Origin of the sequence: Micromonospora sp. RTP1Z1, from assembly GCF_033804685.1 — a bacterium.
In the GTDB taxonomy this organism is placed as follows: Bacteria; Actinomycetota; Actinomycetes; order Mycobacteriales; family Micromonosporaceae; genus Micromonospora.
Genome location: NZ_JAPFQV010000047.1, coordinates 22,997 through 42,211, shown reverse-complemented (window position 1 = coordinate 42,211; position 19,215 = coordinate 22,997). Strand labels below are relative to the sequence as shown.

Annotated in this window: 22 protein-coding genes; 12 read left to right on the top strand and 10 right to left on the bottom strand. The window is 66.0% G+C overall.

Annotated elements, in window-relative coordinates:
• Positions 1–265: 265 nt before the first annotated feature.
• From SLP03_RS22030 to SLP03_RS22015, 4 genes are all read left to right on the top strand, one after another.
• Positions 266–1,075, top strand: a complete 810-nt coding sequence (locus SLP03_RS22030) for a Clp protease N-terminal domain-containing protein (RefSeq protein WP_319462523.1) — start codon at positions 266–268, stop codon at positions 1,073–1,075.
• Positions 1,076–1,122: 47 nt separating this feature from the next.
• Positions 1,123–1,470 carry a hypothetical protein gene (locus tag SLP03_RS22025; RefSeq protein WP_319462522.1) on the top strand — a complete coding sequence of 116 codons (348 nt, stop codon included), beginning with the start codon at positions 1,123–1,125 and terminating at the stop codon, positions 1,468–1,470.
• A complete protein-coding gene (locus SLP03_RS22020; protein ID WP_319462521.1) occupies positions 1,470–1,664 on the top strand; it encodes a hypothetical protein in 195 nt (64 codons plus the stop codon). The genes SLP03_RS22025 and SLP03_RS22020 overlap by 1 nt, the downstream gene beginning before the upstream one ends.
• Positions 1,665–1,821: 157 nt before the next feature.
• Positions 1,822–2,058, top strand: coding sequence for an IS66 family transposase (locus tag SLP03_RS22015; RefSeq protein WP_413644662.1), 237 nt, complete (start codon positions 1,822–1,824; stop codon positions 2,056–2,058).
• Positions 2,059–2,186: 128 nt separating this feature from the next.
• On the opposite strand, the gene SLP03_RS22010 is transcribed toward SLP03_RS22015, so the two are convergent.
• Together SLP03_RS22010 and SLP03_RS22005 are read right to left on the bottom strand one after the other, a co-directional pair.
• Complete coding sequence (locus SLP03_RS22010) at positions 2,187–2,648, bottom strand: DUF4262 domain-containing protein (RefSeq protein ID WP_319462519.1); 462 nt, start codon at positions 2,646–2,648, stop codon at positions 2,187–2,189.
• 91 nt (positions 2,649–2,739) lie between these two features.
• On the bottom strand, positions 2,740–3,075 hold the full coding sequence (locus tag SLP03_RS22005) for a hypothetical protein (protein ID WP_319462518.1): 336 nt from the start codon (positions 3,073–3,075) through the stop codon (positions 2,740–2,742).
• Positions 3,076–3,490: 415 nt separating this feature from the next.
• Here SLP03_RS22005 and SLP03_RS22000 point away from each other — a divergent pair, with 415 nt between their 5' ends.
• Positions 3,491–4,456 carry an SHOCT domain-containing protein gene (locus SLP03_RS22000; RefSeq protein WP_319462517.1) on the top strand — a complete coding sequence of 322 codons (966 nt, stop codon included), beginning with the start codon at positions 3,491–3,493 and terminating at the stop codon, positions 4,454–4,456.
• Positions 4,457–4,920: 464 nt separating this feature from the next.
• Here the strand turns inward: SLP03_RS22000 and SLP03_RS21995 are convergent, their stop codons facing one another.
• Positions 4,921–5,238 carry a hypothetical protein gene (locus SLP03_RS21995; RefSeq protein WP_319462516.1) on the bottom strand — a complete coding sequence of 106 codons (318 nt, stop codon included), beginning with the start codon at positions 5,236–5,238 and terminating at the stop codon, positions 4,921–4,923.
• Positions 5,239–6,372: 1,134 nt separating this feature from the next.
• On the opposite strand from SLP03_RS21995, the gene SLP03_RS21990 reads away from it, so the two are divergent.
• Together SLP03_RS21990 and SLP03_RS21985 are read left to right on the top strand one after the other, a co-directional pair.
• Entirely contained in the window at positions 6,373–6,768 is a 396-nt protein-coding gene (locus SLP03_RS21990) for a hypothetical protein (protein WP_319462515.1), read from the top strand.
• Positions 6,769–6,935: 167 nt separating this feature from the next.
• A complete protein-coding gene (locus tag SLP03_RS21985) occupies positions 6,936–7,181 on the top strand; it encodes a hypothetical protein (RefSeq protein WP_319462514.1) in 246 nt (81 codons plus the stop codon).
• 227 nt (positions 7,182–7,408) lie between these two features.
• Here SLP03_RS21985 and SLP03_RS21980 read toward each other — a convergent pair whose 3' ends face one another.
• On the bottom strand, positions 7,409–7,672 hold the full coding sequence (locus SLP03_RS21980; protein WP_319462513.1) for a hypothetical protein: 264 nt from the start codon (positions 7,670–7,672) through the stop codon (positions 7,409–7,411).
• Positions 7,673–8,086: 414 nt separating this feature from the next.
• Here SLP03_RS21980 and SLP03_RS21975 point away from each other — a divergent pair, with 414 nt between their 5' ends.
• From SLP03_RS21975 to SLP03_RS21965, 3 genes are all read left to right on the top strand, one after another.
• Positions 8,087–8,287, top strand: coding sequence for a DNA-binding protein (locus tag SLP03_RS21975; RefSeq protein ID WP_319462512.1), 201 nt, complete (start codon positions 8,087–8,089; stop codon positions 8,285–8,287).
• A gap of 532 nt (positions 8,288–8,819) precedes the next feature.
• Positions 8,820–9,629, top strand: coding sequence for a transposase (locus SLP03_RS21970; protein WP_319462511.1), 810 nt, complete (start codon positions 8,820–8,822; stop codon positions 9,627–9,629).
• Positions 9,626–9,865: a transposase gene (locus SLP03_RS21965; protein ID WP_319462510.1), complete on the top strand. Its 240-nt coding sequence runs from the start codon at positions 9,626–9,628 to the stop codon at positions 9,863–9,865. Before SLP03_RS21970 ends, SLP03_RS21965 begins: the two co-directional genes overlap by 4 nt.
• Here SLP03_RS21965 and SLP03_RS21960 read toward each other — a convergent pair.
• Positions 9,840–10,904 carry an integrase core domain-containing protein gene (locus tag SLP03_RS21960; RefSeq protein WP_319462509.1) on the bottom strand — a complete coding sequence of 355 codons (1,065 nt, stop codon included), beginning with the start codon at positions 10,902–10,904 and terminating at the stop codon, positions 9,840–9,842. The two genes, SLP03_RS21965 and SLP03_RS21960, sit on opposite strands and share 26 nt — an antisense overlap.
• 329 nt (positions 10,905–11,233) lie before the next feature.
• Here SLP03_RS21960 and SLP03_RS21955 point away from each other — a divergent pair, with 329 nt between their 5' ends.
• Both SLP03_RS21955 and SLP03_RS21950 read left to right on the top strand, forming a co-directional pair.
• A complete protein-coding gene (locus SLP03_RS21955; RefSeq protein WP_319462508.1) occupies positions 11,234–12,022 on the top strand; it encodes a hypothetical protein in 789 nt (262 codons plus the stop codon).
• A 37-nt stretch (positions 12,023–12,059) separates the two neighbouring features.
• Positions 12,060–13,592, top strand: coding sequence for an RNA-directed DNA polymerase (locus SLP03_RS21950; protein ID WP_319462507.1), 1,533 nt, complete (start codon positions 12,060–12,062; stop codon positions 13,590–13,592).
• A 430-nt stretch (positions 13,593–14,022) separates the two neighbouring features.
• Here the strand turns inward: SLP03_RS21950 and SLP03_RS21945 are convergent, their stop codons facing one another.
• From SLP03_RS21945 to SLP03_RS21925, 5 genes are all read right to left on the bottom strand, one after another.
• Complete coding sequence (locus SLP03_RS21945; RefSeq protein ID WP_319462506.1) at positions 14,023–14,355, bottom strand: hypothetical protein; 333 nt, start codon at positions 14,353–14,355, stop codon at positions 14,023–14,025.
• A gap of 139 nt (positions 14,356–14,494) precedes the next feature.
• Positions 14,495–15,349: a hypothetical protein gene (locus tag SLP03_RS21940; protein WP_319462505.1), complete on the bottom strand. Its 855-nt coding sequence runs from the start codon at positions 15,347–15,349 to the stop codon at positions 14,495–14,497.
• Between the two features lie 83 nt (positions 15,350–15,432).
• A complete protein-coding gene (locus SLP03_RS21935) occupies positions 15,433–16,695 on the bottom strand; it encodes a hypothetical protein (RefSeq protein ID WP_319462504.1) in 1,263 nt (420 codons plus the stop codon).
• A gap of 983 nt (positions 16,696–17,678) precedes the next feature.
• Positions 17,679–18,077 (bottom strand): hypothetical protein, encoded by a 399-nt coding sequence (locus SLP03_RS21930; RefSeq protein WP_319462503.1) that lies wholly within the window; start codon positions 18,075–18,077, stop codon positions 17,679–17,681.
• Between the two features lie 57 nt (positions 18,078–18,134).
• The gene (locus SLP03_RS21925; RefSeq protein WP_413644654.1) at positions 18,135–19,214 is read right to left on the bottom strand and encodes an IS630 family transposase; all 1,080 of its coding nucleotides are present in this window, start codon (positions 19,212–19,214) and stop codon (positions 18,135–18,137) included.
• Position 19,215 lies beyond the last annotated feature (1 nt).

Below are 19,215 nucleotides of genomic sequence, written 5' to 3'. Positions count from 1 at the left end.
GCAGGCGGTCGTCTGCACCGACCACGTCCTTTTCGAACTGGGCCGCCGTCTGCCGTCGCTGAAGGAGCAGCTCGCACCGCTCGCCTCTCTGATCGCCGACCGGGTCGGGCACAGCTGGCTGGGTGACGACGAGCCGCCGGCCACGCCGCCGGCCGCGACGGAGGCCGACCTGGAGGCGAGCACGATCCTGCGGGAGGCGGGTTGGCGGGCCCGGGAACCGCGCCTGCGGTCGGGGCCTGCGGAGCCGCCGGCGTGGAGTGCGGCCGTGTGGGAGGTGACCCGGTCGGCTATCGACGACGCCCGGTCGGTCGGCGTTGCCCACGCGCACGCGATGCACCTTCTGCCAGGGATCGTCGCCGACCCCAGCTACCGGTCCCGCCGACTGCTCGACGCGGTCGGCGTGGACGCCGAACGGGTGATGGCGCGCATGCCGGTGGGGATCAGTGTGCGCGTGTCGGGTGAGCCGATCGACGACGCCGTGAAGGGCCTGAGACTGCTGGGAGTTCTCGACAGCACGCTTCCCGCACCGGTCCGGATGGTGGGCAGTCTCCTGCGCGCGGCGCGGCCACGTTCGGAGGGACCCGTGCTCTTCGTCGTGGCCCGGGAGGCAGTGCGGGAAGGGGTTCGCCTCGGCGCCAGCGAGGTTGGGCCCGAACACCTGCTTCTCGGCATCACCATCGTGCAGGACCAACTCCGCGATGCGGGTGAGCAGTTCCGGCCGGACCTGGTCCCCACCAACAACGCCACCGCGTTGCTCGCGCGTCGGGGCATCGACTCACCCTCGCTGTTGCTGAGGCTCGCCCGCACGGCGGCATCCGACGGCCCGGGCCTTCGCGCCAGAGTCGACGACCCTCCCTGGAGCGCGTCCGTCACCACCGCCGTGAACCGTGCCAAGCGGTACGGGACGGACACCCGCTCGCGCTGGCCGGGGACAAGTCATTTGCTGCTCGCTCTCCTGACAGGAGAAGCCGGAGCGATTCGACCCTTCCTGCGGTCGATGGACGTCGACGTCGACAGGCTCAGCGAGGAGGCTGCCCGAGACCTTGGACATCCCGCTCCGACCATAGGGAGCTGAGGAACCCTGATGGAGGCTGCGACGTGCGGTGACGGGGCCGCAGGGAGATGCTGGGTGAGCGACTGGACGAGTGGGACCACTTCGAGGAGTGTCGGCGGCAGGAGGGGGGACCAGTGGCGGGAACTGCGGGGCGCTGGCTGCGTAAGCAGTTCGGTGGAGGTGAGCCGGCCTCCGCCGGCCGGAGCGGGGACCGGTATCCGGTCCGGGGTGACACGGAGCTGGCGAGGGCGCTGCGGGCCTGGTTGGCCGCCCGCGCCCAACTCGACGCCGCCTTCGAACCGATCCAGCGACGGATGGACGCCGGCGTGGACCGGGCGGCGTTGACCGCGCTGCGGCAGGAGGAGACCTTGGCCTGGAACGAGTTCCGGACCCTGCGGTTGGCGGAGGAGCGATAGTGGCGGACCGGGATGTGCTCGACGCGCTGAACGGCCTGGAAGCCGCCTCCAAGGGCATCGACACGGTCCTCGCGGCGGCCCGAGACGGCCGTGGCGAGCTGGATCCGACGCTGGTCGACGCCGAACGGATCGAGCGCTACCGGGAGCAGTTCCGGATGGACCTGGACTACTTCGAGGAGTCGTACCGCGGCTGAGACCCAGCGATCGGGTGGGATCCGCCCACACGGTGGTTCCCACCGGCCGGCCATAAGGTGCCAGGGACAGCATCGAGAACACCGTCTCGTCGGTGGGTGACGCCTCCGCGGATGTGGGCGGGGCGATCGGTGACGGTGCCATGGACGCGGGCAGGTGATGGGCTCGCTGACCGGGATCGCCGTGCACGACGCGTGGGCGCCTTACGACCCCTACACCCCGGCCGGGCACCAGTTGTGCTGCGCCCATCTGCTACGCGAGCTGACCGCCGCCGCTGAACTGGCGCCGCAGGCGGTGTGGCCCCGGCAGGCGGCCGACGCGCTCCTGCGGCTCAAGACCGCAGCGGACACCGCCCGCGCTCGTAGACCGCCTGCTTGCCTAGACCAACAGCGGTAACACCACCGCAAACGACAAACGGCCTCGCTTCTTGCTCTGCTGCTCCTTCTCGGCGGGCGGCAGCGCCGGATACGAGACGTGTGGCGTGCGGCTGGACGCGAGCACATCCAGCCCCACGCGGAGCGCGACTACAGATGCCCGATCAGCGGCTGCACCTCCGATGGATAGGTGTAGCCGCTGTCCCAGGGAAACCGGCCGTCCGGATCAGGCCACACGATCTGCTGCAGGCGGACGCGGTCGCGGCCGTAGCGGCCGAACGCGGCGCCGGGGTGCAGTTGATCGGTCGGGGCGCCAGCGACGACGACGGCGTCGTAGCCGGCGATGAGGTCGCCGATGCGCTGGCCGTGGTGAAAGCGTTCGGCATTGCCATAGACCCTGCCTGCCAGGTCGTTGAGCAGCGCCTGCGAGGTGGCGGGGTCGAGTCCGGCGATGAGCAGCTCGGGGTAGTGGTGAGCGGTCAAGCCGACGGTGTAGGCGAATGCTGGGGCCCTGTCGGGATCGTCGTCGGTGGGCACGACGAGGGTGACGGCCCAGCCCACCCTGTCGATGATCTCTGTCTGGCGGCGCAGAAAGGCCTCAATACCAGTCACGGGAGACTCCTTCGGTCAAGGATCTGGCGGCGTGGGTCGGCGCATCGCCGAAGGCCGCAACCGCCCCGGCGGAGTCGGCTGCAGGTCGGGCTCAGGCGGCACGGGGCGACGGCATGGGCTGCTGCCGAGGTGTCACCGGCCGGGTTGGCCGGAACCAGCCAGCGAACCGCGCCACCGCGCTCGCAGCCGGTGCGGCGACCCGTGCCCGGCCTCCGGCGAGCAGCCGGGGTCGGGTCGCAGCCTGGCCGGCGCGGTGAGCGTCGCGCGCCGGTGGGCACGGGTACGCCTCGCCGACGCAGCGCAGGTTGGCGCAGCGGCCGGGGTGATCGGGGTCAGGTAGGTGAGCGGCGGCGACGTCGGCGGCGAGCAGCCACAGCGGGACGTCGGTGACAGCGTGGGGTACGGCCCGTCGGTGCGGCTGCGTCATCGGAAGATTGCCCTCGGGGTAGCGGTGTCAGGGTGGCCGCCACCCCGGCCAGCGGGTGTGGGGATGCCGCTGTCGGGTCGCCGAGGTGGCGGCCGTGAGCAGTGACGCTCGACTTTCCGCTTAGATCAAGTCACCGCCTCACCACCGACGTGCAGGCGAGGCGACCTTGCGGTGATCCACGCCCCCTCTGCGTGATTTCCATGTGGCAGTCCGGCCTCGAGGCGCACTGCGCTGTTCGCACAGCGCCCGAGATGGCGGGGCGACACAGGCCGAGAACGCTTGACCAGTAGCCCGCTTCGCTGAGCTATCGAAGCGTGCTCCCGGCTACTTAGGGCAACGCACTACCGGATCGGTCTGTCGTCAACGGCTGATTTGGCCCTCCCGAAGCGCGCGCCGCCCCATGCAGGATGGCGCTATGGAGTACAAGGGCTATAACGGCACGATCGTCACTGAGGACGACCACTTGATATTGACCCACTCGGGTTTCGCTGCGAGGAGCGGCGGACTGGTAGTGGACCGGCCACGTCGGATCCCGTTGGAGGCCGTGTCTGGCGTTGTGCTCAAGGAGGCCAACCTAATGGTGAACGGCTGGTTGACCCTCGGTCTCGGCGGTGTGGCACCACCTAGGTTGAGCGCTGGCACGGCTGGGTCGAACCCGAACACAGTGATCTTTCGACAGAAGAGCAGAGACCAGTTCAAGGCTCTGCACGACTGGCTGGTAACGGTCGTGGAGCACAACCGGGCGGCGGGAACGGACCCGTCCGCTGTCGAACTGGACGCTGCAGGCGAGACGCGGCTCGAACGCATGCAGGCGAACTCTGCTGCGGTCCAGAAGCAGAGGATGACTGAACTCCTCGGCGACGAGCGCCCCGACATCGTCGCCGCGGCCGCCCGCATGGGTTGGCGGATAGGTGGCAAGCGTGAGCTGAAGATGCTCGCAGGGCACCTGTACGAGGGCGAGACCGTCAGGTCCATAGCTCAAGGGACCTACACCGGCAAGCAGGGCATTTTGGTACTTACTGACGTTCGTCTGCTGTTTCTTTTCCACGGGGTGATAGGCCAGGCGAAGGAGGACTTCCCCTTACGTTCGATCTCGTCGGTGAAGACCAAGTCTGGGTTGGGTACTGGGGAGTTAAGCGTGTTTGCGTCAGGAACCTCCGCCTCTATATCGGGGATCATCAAATCCGACCTTGAGCCGCTCGCCAATGCGATCCGACAGGAATTGTCTTCCCAGCACACGGCTTCGCCGACAGCGTCGCCCCCTAAAGCTGCCGACGATCCGTATGACGCGCTGCAGAAGCTCGCATCGTTGCGCGATGCTGGCGTGTTGACCGACGAGGAGTTCGAGGCGAAGAAGCGTGATCTGTTGGGCCGTATCTGAGCCTGGATGGTCCCGCTACCGTCGCGACTCATCTGGTGACGGCGGGACGTTGACATGGCCGACGGTCGACGGCAGGCCGGCGTAATCCGGGTGACGCCACCCAATGGGGTTGTCTGGACACCAGCCCTCGACGGCCGCAGCAGTCCGGCCGGGCTCGGCTCGGACGCGCTCGGCGGGCCGTGAGGACCGCGGCGATCACAGCCATGGCCAGTTGGGAGCTGCCCTCAACGTGGCGCCCCCAGTCAGGAGCGCTTCAGGGTCTTCCATACCTACGAGCGAGCCATCGGAGCGAGTGTGGCAGTTCGATGCAAAGCAGGACGGCAGCGCCATGCCCCAGGCAGGGTGACTCGAGTCGGCCGCACCGGTGGCGGCAGATCCGGTCGCATTTAGGTGCTCACCGGATGACCGTGTCGAGGAAGCCTAGGAGAAGCAGTTCGAGGGCTTTACCTCCGGCGGCGAGGGGTCTACGTCGTGTCGTATCTGAGACCCTGTTGCTCGAAGCGCTGTCGCACCTCGGCTGCGTGCTCGGCGGCCACCTGCATGTCGGCGCCGGACGCCTCCAGCAGCTCCACCGTCGGTCCGCTGACGCCGGTGGGGTCAGCGATCGCCACGCCGGCCTGGATGCCGAGCAGCCGCGGGTCTGTGGTTACCTCGTGCACCGCGGCGATCGCCTCGGCGCGGGGCGCGTTGCGATCGGCGCCGCTGCCGTACCGTCCGGCGACCCCGGACAGCGCGGCCAGCACCAGCCGCTGGTCCTGCGGCAGACTCCCCACCTTCACCACCGATTGACAGTACCTGCATCTAAACCGGCATCTCAAAGGTTGCCGGCCGCGCAGGCCACCACGGCGCACCCTTCGGTGGGCGCCGCCCGGGTGCTCCTGGTGGACCCCGGATTCAGCGGCCGGCCTGTCCCCGCCGTGGGAAGCGGTGGTCGCGGCGTCGGGGAGGCCGGCGGTGGCGGCGCGGATAGGAGTCAAGCGCGCACTGGTAGCGCCGGACGTCGATGCGTCGGGTGCTGGTCTGCCACCGCCCGTCAGTCATCGGGCCAGTGTCACCACGGCCATGGCGACGCAGCCGATCAGCAGCGTGACTGCGCCGAACAGGGCATATGGCCACCATTCGCCGGAGCGCCCCTCCACCTGGCGGAGCGGCTGGGTAGGCAGATTCCAGCCGAAAGATGCGGAGACCCGTGGCTCGGCCTGCGGGAGCGTGAGGGGGACGGCAGCTGCGTGTGAGGGGATGTCTAATGGGCCGCAAGCAGACAGTTCCGACGTTGGGAGGCGTACGTGGGCGGCGGCGCGGATGTTGACAGGCGGAGATGTGTTGGCCTTTATAGTGCACTGGCCGTCCTGACGCTGGTCCTGACTGGCTGTGGCGCGTCTGCCACACCCGACCAGCCTCCCCCGTCATCGGCCCGCTCGGCCGACGCGCCTTCACCAAAGGTTGCTCCGCCGTCGGTATCGGCCCCCGTTCCTGATACAGCATGGGACCGGCTCAGCGCGGAAGGCGAGGCCCACGACAAGCTCAGTGCCCGGGACGCCGGCCTTCCTGAGGCGTACATCCCCGATCGCGGCGAGGACGCCTACGATCGGCCGCGCGCCCGGCGGGTAAGGCGGGACATGGCCGCCTACCTACTCCGAGTTCGCTCTGAAGATCCACCACTTGCCGACAGCCTCGGCTGGCAGCTACAGGCGGTTCCACCGGCCTGGTGCTCGATCGTTCTGCCCACGCGCACCCCAGAGAACCTGGCTGCCCAAGTTGCGGCTGCTAACGCGAGAGGCAAGGCATTAGCTCAAGCCCTTGGTGTCCGCTGGGAGCCCCCGGCTAACGACCGACGGCGTCGGCTACTAACTTTCGCTCGCGACGAGGCAGCCCGTCGATTCTGCCCCCAACAGGCCGCGGCGCCAGGTCGAGCTGTGCCCAAGAGCGTCACGACCGCGGCACGGATGCCTGGCAACGACGCCGGTGCAGATGTGCTCGATTCAGCGCTACCCGTCGTGTTCTCACCCGCCTGGTCGCCGGTCGGTGGCGGTACCAGGATTGGGGGAGACGAGCTGCGGTTGGCCTACGTGGGCATCCTCGTCGGTTCGGCGCAGGTTGATTCGTTGCGCACGTGGCCCGTTGCTCTTGACTGCTGGCTCATCGAAGATCAGGGCCTCCTACAGCCCGCGGAGATCTCTGAGACTGCCGACAACATCAGAGAGTTGATGCGGCTGGGCTCCACCACGAAACAGGAGGCCTCAAGAGACGCAACGGACTTCGCCGCCGGGAGCTTTGACCTGCTGGAAAGACGACGTCAGTGCAAGGAATGAACCTCCCGCGGCGACGCGGGCCCAGCGCGAAAGCCCGCCAGCAGGCTGACACTCCCGCGCATAGTGCCGATTATGTAGTTCCTGATCGGCGTGCCCGGTGACTGCCGGCCCGGGCTGCACTGGCTACCGTGCCTCCAACACACATTCACCCCTACGAGGAGACCGCGATGCCCCGCACCCCCGCCAGCGACAAGCCGACCGTGTCGACCGGCATCGGTTGGGCCGGGGCCCTGGTCGCCGTCCTCGCCGGCCTGTACCCCGCCCTGCATGGCGTCTACTGGGCGATCCCCGTCACCGCGGCGGCCACGGCCGGAGCGATCGGCATCTGGCGGGCAGTGCAGCTGCTCGGCCTGATCCTCAACCATCTGCACTGGCGGGACATCGAGGTACCCGCGACCGACGACCTGGCCTAATCTAAGAGCCCTACGCCGCGGAACGACCAGCCCATCCGCCCTCTCTACATCCCCTGGTCCGAACAGCGACCCATGGAGGTCGCCAACGAGGCCGCGGCGAAGTGGCTCGACGAGCAGCCGGGGCAGGGCCTGATGGTCACAGCATTGTGATGACGACGGCGAGGGCTGAGACGAGGACGCCGGCGAGGCTGGCCCATTCCTGCATCCAGTCGGTGACCTTGGGAAGTTCAACGGCGAGCATCGTGCCAGGGTAGATCGTCCCGTCCACGCGGCGGCTCACTCCGTGCGCGCAGCCAGCCGAGGAACCGGGCGTGCACCCCGCCGGTGTCGAGGCCGAGGCGGTGCAGGTCATCCAGGGCGTCAGCGAGGGCGAGGGCGAGGTAGACGGCCAGCGACGAGCGGGCGTCCCGGTACTCCGCCAGCAGGGCCAGGCGAGCGGGCGAGCACGGCCAGGGGCAGCCGCAGCGGCGGCACCGCCAGAGGGGGCGCATCGGCGTATGGGGGCGTCCCGATGGCCCGCTCACCGCCGGATGCCTGCCCGCCGCGCCTGCGCGGGCGTCAGGTGCCCCGCCCGACCAATCAGCGGGTACAGCGCCGTCACCTCCCGCCCCCATCGCGGCGGCGGTACCGGGGCGGTGCCCCGGTACGGCGGTGGGGGCTCGGCAGGGGGTACCGGGCCACGATCGGGGCAGGGCCAGGGCAGGCCGCAGGTGCATCGCCGCCATCCCGTCCGCCAATCCCGGCAGTGTCGTGGGCCTGCGGGTACCGGGCGGGGTGTCCTGGTCAGCAGCATGTGCTTATCGTTTGTCGATGCTCGCCCCTTGTCAAGATGCATCTTGCAACGCGGAAAGCTGTAGCCAGACAAGCTGCGGTTTGACCAGTTACGGTGTGGCTACCCTGCGGCCATGCCACGGCACCTGTACGGAGCGGGGGAGATCGCTGCGCGTCTCGGCGTCAGCCGACAGCGGGCGCGGCAGATCATCGACCGCCCGGACTTCCCCGAGCCGTACGACCGGCTCGGGATGGGCGCGGTGTGGCTGAAACGCGACGTGGAGGCGTGGATCGCGGAGCATCGGCCGCACCTAGGCGAGCCCGACGAGGAGTAGCGGCGGGCCGACTGCACCGTTCGCGCATGTGCCACTAATGGTCTGGCACGTCCTCTGGGCCGCGATCATGGCCGCTGACGCCGTGCTGATAGGCATCATCAGTACGTTGGCGGTCACCAGGTCTCGGCCGCCCCGCGTGATGAGTCCGTCGGCGATGGTCGTGGACTCGCAGAGTGTGAGACCTCCGGCAACGTCGTCGAGTCGTGTCAGATATCGACGCCAGCGAAGAAGAGCAAGGGGCGCAAGCGAGATATCGCCACGAGTCGCCCTCGGCGTCGCCGCCACCGGGATCCAGCCGAACCCACCGGGACCGCGCCGGACACGCCGGGACGCAGGGGACGCTCGTCGGACGAGCAGGCGTGGAGCAGCCACAGGTCACGGCTGCCCTTGCGGCTCACCGGAAACATCTGAAGGTGGGCGGTCCGGGCGATATCACCTTGGCTAGGTGACTCGTGTTAAACGATGGCTGCCACCGGCGTGGCGGCCATCGCTTTCTATCTATTTCAGGTAGTTTGCCCGTGTGGCGTTGGGTGTGGCTTCACAGCAGCTGGACCTGCTGGATCCGGTGAGCCGGTTCTGCGACGAGGCGTTACCGGCCAACTCGATCTTCACGTTCCTGCACCAGCATCGGGAGACTCTGTTCCCGGACGGGCTGTTCGCCGACCTGTTCGCGGCGGTCGGTCGCCGGTCGGTGCCGCCGTCGGTGGTGGCCACGGTGATGGTGCTGCAACGCCTCGAGGGGCTGTCGGACCGGGAGGCGGTCGACCGGTTCACGTTCGACGCCCGCTGGCGTTACGCCGCGGGGGTGGGCGGCTGGGACGGCGGGGGCCGGGTGGGGTTCGCCCACACGGTGCTGGTCGACATGCGCGAACGGCTGCGTCGCTCCGACCGGCCGGACCGGATCTTCCAGGTCGCGTTGGACGCCGCTCGGTCCGCAGCGCTGGTGGGCCGGCGGCGGGTGCTGGATTCCACGCCGTTGTATGACGCGGTCGCCTCGATGGACACGATCACGCTGATCCGTTCCGCGATCCGGGGTCTGCTCGTCGCCGCCGACGGCGACCTGGCTGGGCGGTTGCGGGCCGTGCTGGCCAGTGGTGATGACTACAGCAGCACCGGCAAGCCGGTGATTGACTGGGACGACCGAGGCGTCCGTGACGCCCTGGTCGACTCCCGTGCCCGGGACGGCTACGCGCTGCTCGCCGTCCTCGACGGGCTCACCGACCTGGCCGAGCCGGTCGCGCAGGCGATGCGGTTGCTGGCCACCGTCCTGGGTCAGGACCTGGAAACCGGCGACGACGGGACGCTGCGGATCGCCCCCGGAAGGTCACCTCGGACCGGGTGATCTCCACCGTCGATGCCGAGGCCCGGCACGGGCACAAGACCAGCCATCGCGGCTTCGACGGCTACAAGGGCCACATCGCCGTTGACCCGGATGTCGAGGTCATCACCGCGACCGCGGTCACCGCAGGCAACGTCGGGGATGTCGAACCGGCCGCCGGACTCATCGCCGACCTCACCGACCAGGCCTGTGGGGCTCGTAAAGTCGGTTCGGCTACGCTGCCTGCGAATACTCGTTGATAAGCCCGCCGAGGATCGGTCGCCGGTGGACCCGAGCGGCGTTGAGGTCAACGGCGTGCGGCGCAGGTTTCGGTGGCCGCTGATCCAGCGATTGGTGTGGTCGATGGCCGTTGTAGTGGCGGGTGTACTCAGCGAGCACGGCCGCAAGGTGGCGCTCGCCGACGTTGAGCATCCGGTCGGTGCACTCCCGGCGTACGGTGCCCACCCACCGCTCGGCGAAGGCGTTTGCGCGGGGTGCCTGCGGCGGGGTCTTGATCACCTTGATGCCGTCCGCGGTGAACACCCCGTCGAAGACGGCCGTGAACTTCGTGTCTCGATCGCGGAGCAGGAACCGCAGCTCAGCCGCGCGCTGGCCGAGGTCCATCAGTAGATTCCGTGCCTGCTGGGCCACCCAGGCGCCGGTTGGATGGGCGGTCACCCCAACCACGTGGACTTGGCGGGTGGCGATCTCGACGAAGAACAGCACGTAGATCCGCTTGAGTAACACGGTGTCGATGGTGAAGAAGTCGCAGGCCAGGATCGTGTGGGCCTGGGCGGTCAGGAACTGCTTCCAGGTGGGTCCGGACCGCCGGGGTGCCGGGTCGACCCCGACCTGGTTGAGGATCATCCACACCGTGCTGGCCGCCACCGGGTAGCCGAGGCCGACCAGTTCGCCCTGGATGCGGCGGTGCCCCCAGGTCGGGTTCTCCGCCGCGAGTCGCAGCACCAGCTCACGGATCTGCTTGTCGACCGGTGGCCGGCCCGGCCGGGCATGCGGGTACGTCCATCGCCGGGTGAGGAGTTCACGGTGCCACCGCAGCAGCGTGGCCGGGGTGACGAAGAACGCCGACCAGCGCGGGCGGGGCAACAGCCGCGACAGCGCCGCCAGCACCATCCGGTCGGCCGGTTGCAGGTCGGGGCGGGTCACCTGTCGGCGCAGCACCGCCACCTGATGGCGGAGCACCAGGATCTCCACATCCTTCGCCCCACCGTCGCGAGCGATCTGGGACATCATCTGCAGGATCAGGCGAAGCAGCAGGTACAGCAACGACGCGCTCATGCCGACGAACATGCCGGCTGCGCCAGGCTCGAGCTCGCACAGAACCGCACTTCAGACGGCCGAACCGAATATTCGAGCCACACACGCCGCCGCATGCCGCGGCGTCTGCACCTCATCGCGACGTGGTCACGCCCGCACGCATCCGGCAACGGCTGCACTCTCGGACCCTTCGTCCGCGCCAGCGCTCCTCAGTGCGGTCGAACGAGCCGGCGTGATCGTCGCCTCTACCCAGCGTTAGCAGCCAGAGTGTCAGCTTTCCGACCGTTGAGTGATCGGACACCGAGACTGTAAGGTCCCACCTGACCTGACACAGGGGAGAAACGGGCGACATGCGACCAGGGATCTTTGCGGCCTTTGTCGTGCTCGGCCTTGTTGCCCTCCCTTTCATGGATGCAGGCGGCGGCGCCTTTGCCGTAACAAGCGGGCTCGTGACCGGGGCTGCAATCCCCTTAATCGACTCGGTAATGCAAAATCGACGATGGCTAAAACTCGTTTGGTTTTCTCTGGTCTATCGCAGGCAGAGCATCCGGCTGTCAATCTCGTATCTTTACAGAATCAAGATTGACGGACTTTACCTGTTGACTCAAGGTAAGCGCTTTAACACTTACATACCCGTTGGCGGGGTGTACAAGTACGCCGAATCGGCTAGGCAACATCTTGACCATCTGGGGATCCTCACCGATGACCTGGTTCCTGTCGACGAATCGAGCAAAAACGACCTCAGGATCCGAGTCCCGGGCAAAAACCTCGTTGCGTTTTTCCGATGGTTCGAGTCGGGCGAGTCCCGGGAGACCTCTCCGTGGCGCGAGTTCTGGGAAGAACTAGTCGACGAAGGCCTTGTGTCTGCTCACGCTTTCCCGTGGATCTTCGAACGTAAGGTCCGGCGGCATGTGACGCCCATACGTTACAGCAAGATTGCCCAGAGCCGGGAGATCTTTGTTGCAGATATTTATGAGCTAGATGCCACGACCGAGCAAGCAAAAGAACTCGAACGCCTGCGTAATGGAGCAAACCCTTCAATACTTTGGGTGGATGCGAACCAGATCAGACGACGCGGCGTAGTCCCTGGGAAGAAGCAAGAGTACGAGATCGGTGAACCCGCCGAATGGGTTCTATAAATGATTCAGTGAATCCACTCGGCAGGGGTGATGCGAGTTGTGGCTTCCGAAAGTTGATTTGGGCGCAACATTATCAACAACCCATCAGGACCTTCTTGGTGACTGGTACCGGGATCCATGGGGATGGCCGGAGATCGACTGGGTCATTAAGCATCAGCCGTCCGTCCTCCAGGCTCGTTTAAACGGCAGAGGCGCCAACGCGTCCTGTTTGGTTGACGTGCCGAAGGAGAATTTCGCAACTCGCCCCGCCGTGGTGCTGGAGCCGGTTGATCGCTTGGCTTATCAGGCGATTGTCGGAATGGTCAGCAATGCACTCATTGGACGCCTCCACCCGAATGTCTTCGGGTGGAGGTTGCCTCGCGGGAAGCGAAGGTCGGGCAAGTATGCTCGTAATGACCGCGAGTGGGAGAAGTACCGGGCACACATAAGCGAGTTGGCGAACGTTTACGATGCGGCATTGAAGACAGATGTTGTCTCGTGCTTCGCCAGCATTCCCGTTGACCGCATATGCGCGCAACTTGATCAGCGGTTGAATTCAGTTGGCCGAGGCGCCGAGGCGGATCGCTTGAATTCGCTCTTGCAGTCCTGGGATAAGGTTCCTGGCCGATCGGGAATACCCCAACGCTGCCAAGCGTCCTCCGTTCTCGCGAATTTCTACCTTTCAGGCGTGGACGACGTTCTGGTTGATGTAAGCCAAGAAGTTCTCCGGCTCGGACAACCCAGTACACGTAGTTTTGCGCGATGGATGGACGATATCTGGCTCTTTGGTAACGATGCTGGCCAACTAAGGCTGGCTCAGATTGAGATCCAAAAGGCGTTGGGGCGATTGGGGCTCCAGCTTAATGTGGCCAAAACGAAGCTGCTTGAAGGCAATGCCGTCATCGATCAGGTCTTGAAGGTGGAGCACAGCGCAATCGACGAAGGCTTAGCGTCATCCCCGACCGACACCGGCCCACTAAACGCGCTAATCAACAAAATTGTTGAAGACAAGGAGAATGCCAATCGAACGACCGTGAGATTCGTTGCGGAGAGAATGAAGACGCATAAGAAGTTTCGGAAGCTGAAGTCTATCCAAGGCGTGGCAAACCGGATGCCGCATGTCGCGGATCACCTCGGCCGCCTCTTCCGAGACTCAAAGCGGGCAGCGAGGATGCAGGACTGGTTTCTTGATTATTGCAGCTCGCCATGGGGGAAAGTAGAATGGCCCGTTGCGCAATTCGCAACGATGTTCCCGTCCGATCGGAAATTGATGACGAAGGGCGTGATCAACCATCTAGCGACCGAGCTTGCCGAAAATGCGAATAGTTTACCATTGCTTGCGCTTGCCGCACAGCGTCTGGCTGCTTGGAATCCTCGTCTGGCAATTGATGCCATCGAAGCCTCTATCCCGCGGGTTAGCGGTCCACTGGAGCGTCGTGTCCTGGCGCTAGCTGGCCTCAACGCTGGCGCTCCTGCACAGCAGGTGCAACGATGGCTCAACGATTTTCCGGAAAATGCGATCACTGTAAGCCTGCTCAGCGAAATGTCATTCGTACCTCTCGTGTACGAGCTGGACTTTGCAGGTGATTGACGCTTCAGCCTCCTGGGCAGGCGGGTCAAGTGACCGCCCGGCTGACAGATCCGGATATTTGACCGGTCAAGAGGGTGCCCCGGTGGACCTATCCGCCTGCAAGGCTGTCCGACGTCGTCCGCAATCTCACTGCCCAACGGCGTTCGGTGGCGGCCGCCGCCTCGCATAGCGACGCTCTGCGGGCGTCCGAGGACGGCCGGAGGCCGCCCGCAGGGCGGTCCGCAGATGCGCTGCAACGTCTGACGACCCTCTGATCCGTAGCTCCGGGCGGTGCGGTCCTCTATGGCTGTCTCCGCAGGCCTTGGTAACCTCCTGGCGGCGCATGGTAGCTGTTCCAGCCTGATCGGTTGCTGTACTTCGCTGCTGTACTGCCGCCCCGTACCTGGCAGTCAGCCTCTCCGGCGGCGGGCCACGACTCGTGGTCCTCGGGTTAGCCAGTACAGCACGGCGGGTTGTCGGCCTGATGCATTGCCAACACCCGCTCCGCCTCCTGCCGCCACACGTCAACGTTTCCGCCGTAGTAGATGCTGGTCGACCAGGCTTCCCCCGGCAGTTCGCCGGCCGACACGTCGTCCAGCACGGACCGCAGCTCGTCAACGGCCCTCAGAGCCCGCTCGGCGGCCCTTACCTGTCCGGACGACTTCGGGTAGGCGTTAGACAGCTCGACCACGAGGTGGACGAGCCGATCGCGGGCTTCCTGGAGTTGGGCGCCGACCTCAACGTGCCTGCAAGCGGGCAGCTTGCGGGGGTTCCTGCTGGCCATGGTCATCCTTTCGACTTCGAGTGGAGGTGTCGCTAGTTGGTCGTGCACAGGTGATCGGCGGGTAGCGGGGTGAGCATGCCCTAGCCGGGCAGCAGAGCACCGGCCTGGCACCCTCTACATGACCCACGGTCGGGGTTGGTTAATGTGCGCGACGTCCGCTGCGTTGGTCGTAGAGATGCCAGCCAGCGGTGGTCATGGCGACGGCGAAGAACACGGCGAAGAACAGGCTCTTGGCGTTCGCCGTGATGCGCATGTGAGCGACGCCTGCCGGCGCGCCGGGCAGCTCCGTCCGGCTCACGACGTTGAGCGTCGCCCAGAAGTCTCCGTGCGCGATGGCGCTGCACATCTTCCAGGTAAGCAGATACGGCTTGTTGCCGCCTGGCATGGTGTCGCCGGCCGCCTTGACGATCTCGGCATAGCCGACGTGCTTGATGGCCGCACTCTCGTCGATGCCCCGCCGCTTCGCGATCGCCTTCAGTTGATCCAGGCGCTCCGCTTCGGTTCTCGGCCCGGTTACGCCGAGCAGCTTCTGCATCGCCTCGCCGCCGCGGATGTCGAGCGCGGTAAAGCGCAGTCGGCGCAGGATCCGCGCTGCGCGGTCGTCCGGGGAGAGTAGCCACACGGCCGCGCTCGCGTTCTCCAGGGCGGCGCGGGCCAGGGAGTACGGGGCGTACATGTGCATCACATGCGCGTCCTTCAGGAGTGTGCGCAGGCAGTGCAGATGGTCGACAGCGTGAGAGAGCGCGTGCCAGGCGGCCTGGCTGAGCTGATGCGGGTGAACCTCCTTGTCGTCGCGGCTCAAATCGCTGCGCTCCTGAGGACGCGCGCGCGGCCCCTCAGGGTCCATGCGCTTCAGCCACGGTTCAATCTTGTCGAGGTGCAGGAGCATCTCGGCAAACAGCTGCTGCTCCTCGGTTGCGCTCGCGGTCATGTAACGACGGTAGAACCCGGCGGTGGCGCCGGGAAACCGTAAATCGGCGGCCCGCACGATCATGTCCAGGGCGGTGAGCCGTGCCGCACGCGCCGAAGGAGAAGGGGCGCGCCGGAACCAGCGCCAGCCGTTGACGCGGGGAACGTCTACACGCTGTCGCCCTCCGTCGGCGGATCCTCGGTCTCGTCTGACTCGTTCGGCGTCACTTCCTTCGCCAGAGTCACATTCTCAGGCGTGATGGTCATCGGGTCACCAATGCCGAGCAGACTCACGAAGAAAGTTGTACTGACTGAAGACCAGGGGAGCCGCCTATCCCGACGATATGCCTTGACGTCCCAACTCTCGGCGAGCGCGCGCTCGGCGACCCTCTCTATACGTCCTATAGCGCTATTCGCGGCTTGCTTCCGCGGGACTCCACCTCGTTGGTAGTAGGCTGCGCTGTCCCTAGCGGCCCTCCAAATGAAATTGTATAGCGCACCTAGCGAGAAATAGTTGAGAGCATCCGCGAGGACGTCGCGGGTTCTCTCGCCAGGATTGAAGTCGAGATTATGATCCTCCATGCAGAGTTCGAGGTAAGCGGTAGCTTCCTCTAGCATTACGGCATCCCATTCGTCCGCCCAGCCAAACTGCCAAGAATCGGGCCAGCTACCTGCAAACGCCGTCCGCACGCTTTTTACTAGCGCCGCGTTAATGCTCCCTGTCGGCCCAGATCCCCGGACTGTCCACCTGACAGCGTCCACGTAGAGGCCAGCCCGTTCGGTGTCGTCTTTCTCAACCCACCCGAAGGCAGACGGAGGTGTAGATGGATGCACGGTGACTAGGCCGGCATTCCATAACTCAGTGATCCGCTTCCGTCCATCCTCGCTGCGCGCAGCGTACTGCTCGCCGAGCCAAGCCTTAAGCGGGATCGAGCAGGTGTAGTTTTCATCGATAGGATTTCGGAAAAGCGCCAGAAGAGACACGGCCTGTCTCAGGGTGAGGTCCTGCGTAACTACTGGTTCTTGATCGCGGTGACCAAAGCGCTGCTGAACCTCCGCGACTAGCCTTTCCTGCCGCTCGACTGCCGCTTGCTTCTCAGCCTCTTCGACTTCCAAACGACAGGGAGTGCATACCATCGATCGGGTAGCGGAAAGCCGCCGGTTCTGATCCAACTCGGTTCGAGTGGATGCTGTCATTCCAAAACCGCACTGGTCGCACGGGGACTCAGGGTCCCTGGCAATTACGGCGACGCGAAGGCGTTGCGTTAGGGCTATCTGGGAGATCTTGGCCGTGCTGGCGACCTCCCTTACTGTGTAACGCCAACCACCCTCCGAGTTCAATGCCCAGTAGTTAATGGCCATCTGCTCGGCTTCCCCGTCGCCGTTCATTAACTTCAGCTCGACGGCAAGCTGGTGTTTGTCGTCACTCACTCCACCACCCTACGAGATTGGGCAACGGGGTGGAAGGTTGCTGATCTGCTGTGGATCTGGCATCGCAGCAGCTAGCTCGCGACGCCATCGGACCTGCCTGCTGCGCCCGTCCGGCCGCTCTTTCAGCACGTCCATCGGCCCGCGCTCCGCATCTGTGCCATCACTGTCTGCCGCCGACCCACACACCGTGGAGCGGGCCAGGGCCAGGGTGACCAGGTGGAGCGCCCTACCGGACGTACGACCCTGTCGCCCTGGCCCTGGTCTGCTCGGCTTGTCTGGGTCGGTGGCTGGCTGGATGGCATCCCACCTCAACCACCCACCTACCGGAACCGTTCGGCAACTCCATCTCGGAGTCGTCTGCCCCCCGCCGGAGGCACAGCTCTAACCCCGCCCCCTCCCTCACCTTCCACCCCTCCCACCACCTTCACCCCTTCCCCTCCTTGGGCTCCAGCGGCCATCCGCGGTTGGTCGGCAACACCGTCTCCCCGTGGTGGCCTCCGGCTCTTCGGGGTCTCTGGATCGTCGGGAACGGGTGAGAGAGTGTCCGCCTGGCCCTGGTCGTTCTTCGGGACTCGTCACCGGGTCACTTCACTGACCCAGGGGTGACGCGCGGGGCGGGGCGTGGGGTTCGGGCCGGCTGGTTTTCCGCCCCGGCGCCCTTGCGCCGGGGCGGCGGCTCCGCAGGAGCCGTTTGCCGCGCCCCGGCCCGCGCCGCGCGGAGCGCCTTGATCTCTACAGAGAGTGTTTCGGCAACGCGGCGCCAAAGATATGAGAGGGCTTCTATGTGCTGGCGGTAATCAACCGGCGGAGGCGTTCCACTGCTGCCTGAATCGCTTGCTCGGGGCCGGGCCGGCTCGGACGCCACTCCACGACGACTGGGCGGACGGCGTCGGCCAGACCGGCGACCGCTTCCTCACTGTCCGGGTCGGGTAGTCGACCTAGTGTCGCGTGTCTGAAGTGACTTTATGGTTGTCGGCGGTGGCTTACCGCCAGGCTGCGATGTCGGTAAGTTCGCCTGTTTGTAGGTTGGGTCGTCCCCAGAAGTCGCCAACTCGGGTTGTGAACACGGCGACGAGGCCGGTCGGGTCGGTGTAGACCTGGTAGAACCCGATGTGCCAGTAGGGCTGGGTGGCGACGTGGGGTGGGTGCAGCCGTAGCCGTTCGGTGCCGTCGGGGTTGAGGACCGCCGCGTTGTCGGTGCGGGGGTCCGGGCCGGTGTGTGCTTCGACCACGATGATGCTGGGTGGGTCGGACCAGGCGGTGACCGTGTGCGGTGGTGCCGGATAGCGTTTCATGATCTTGCCTGGGCCGTATGTCCAGGTGACCAGGGTGTCGCCTTGGCTCCAGAGAAGTTCAATGGGCGGCGGTGAGTCGAAGGCCATGACTGCTCCGGCTTGCGGGTCGAGGTTGCAGCCGGTTGGGCGTGCCGGCGGCGGTGGCTACGACGGCTGATGGCGTTGACGGTTTGCTTTGGTGAGGATCTGATCCGCGGTCTTGGTCCAAGTGAAGGGCTGGCAGCGCTGGTTGTAGGCGTCGATGAAGGTGCGGATGGCGCCGATGAGGTCGGGAACGCTGGTGAAGGTGCCGCGGCGGATGGCCTGGCGGGTGATGATGCCGAAGAAGATCTCGACCATGTTCATCCAGGAGGCGCCGGTCGGGGTGAAGTGCATGGTGATCCTGGGGTTGCGGGCCAGCCAGGCCTTCACGTTGGGGTGGCTGTGGGTGCCGTAGTTGTCGGCGACCACGTGCAGCTCGACCCGGGGGTGGGCCTTGGCGACCTGCTTGAGGAAAGCCAGGAACTCGCCGTTGCGGTGCCGCGGGTGGCACGCATCCGCGGTGATCCGGCCGGTGGCCACCTCCAGGGCGGCGAACAAGGTGGTCGTGCCGTGACGCTTGTAGTCATGGGTACGGGCCTCGGCCTGATCGAAACGCATCGGCAGCAACGGCGCGGTCCGGTCCAGGGCCTGAATTTGGCTCTTTTCGTCGACGCAGACAACAATGGCCTTGGCAGGCGGATCGAGGTAGAGCCCGACCACGTCACGGATCTTCGCTTCCAACTGCGGATCGGTGGAGAACTTGAACGTCTCGATCCGGTGCGGTTGCAGGCCCCAGTCTCGCCAGATCCGAGCCACCTCGGCGAAGCTGACCGGCATCCCCTCGCCGCGCAAGTGATCAGACAGTAACCGGGACGACCAGTGCGTGATGCCCAACTGCGCCGGTGGCGGATTGAGGGTCGCGACGACCACGGTGGTCTCGTCGATGACCGGCGGGCGTCCCGAGCGCGGCAAGTCCGCCAACGCGTCAATCCCACCCGCGCCATAACGGTTACGCCAAGCCAGCACCGTCGGGGTGGACACACCAACTTGCCGACCGATCACCGCGTTGGGCAGACCTTTGGCAGCCAACAACACGATCCCCGCCCGTTGCACATGACCAGCTGGCGCGGCCGAGGAGCGAGTCAACGCCGCAAGACGAGCCCCATCACCGGGGCGCAGGACCAACGGCTCAGCAACAGACACG

Bases quoted from the DNA above. Each gene is read 5' to 3' on its own strand.
- SLP03_RS21955 (WP_319462508.1), top strand. From the start codon at position 11,234: ATGCGACCAGGGATCTTTGCGGCCTTTGTCGTGCTCGGCCTTGTTGCC.
- SLP03_RS21985 (WP_319462514.1), top strand. From the start codon at position 6,936: ATGCCCCGCACCCCCGCCAGCGACAAGCCGACCGTGTCGACCGGCATC.
- SLP03_RS21960 (WP_319462509.1), bottom strand. From the start codon at position 10,904: ATGAGCGCGTCGTTGCTGTACCTGCTGCTTCGCCTGATCCTGCAGATG.
- SLP03_RS22015 (WP_413644662.1), top strand. From the start codon at position 1,822: ATGGGCTCGCTGACCGGGATCGCCGTGCACGACGCGTGGGCGCCTTAC.
- SLP03_RS21930 (WP_319462503.1), bottom strand. From the start codon at position 18,077: ATGGCCTTCGACTCACCGCCGCCCATTGAACTTCTCTGGAGCCAAGGC.
- SLP03_RS21980 (WP_319462513.1), bottom strand. From the start codon at position 7,672: ATGCGCCCCCTCTGGCGGTGCCGCCGCTGCGGCTGCCCCTGGCCGTGC.
- SLP03_RS21975 (WP_319462512.1), top strand. From the start codon at position 8,087: ATGCCACGGCACCTGTACGGAGCGGGGGAGATCGCTGCGCGTCTCGGC.
- SLP03_RS21945 (WP_319462506.1), bottom strand. From the start codon at position 14,355: ATGGCCAGCAGGAACCCCCGCAAGCTGCCCGCTTGCAGGCACGTTGAG.
- SLP03_RS22005 (WP_319462518.1), bottom strand. From the start codon at position 3,075: ATGACGCAGCCGCACCGACGGGCCGTACCCCACGCTGTCACCGACGTC.
- SLP03_RS22000 (WP_319462517.1), top strand. From the start codon at position 3,491: ATGGAGTACAAGGGCTATAACGGCACGATCGTCACTGAGGACGACCAC.
- SLP03_RS22025 (WP_319462522.1), top strand. From the start codon at position 1,123: ATGCTGGGTGAGCGACTGGACGAGTGGGACCACTTCGAGGAGTGTCGG.
- SLP03_RS21940 (WP_319462505.1), bottom strand. From the start codon at position 15,349: ATGATCGTGCGGGCCGCCGATTTACGGTTTCCCGGCGCCACCGCCGGG.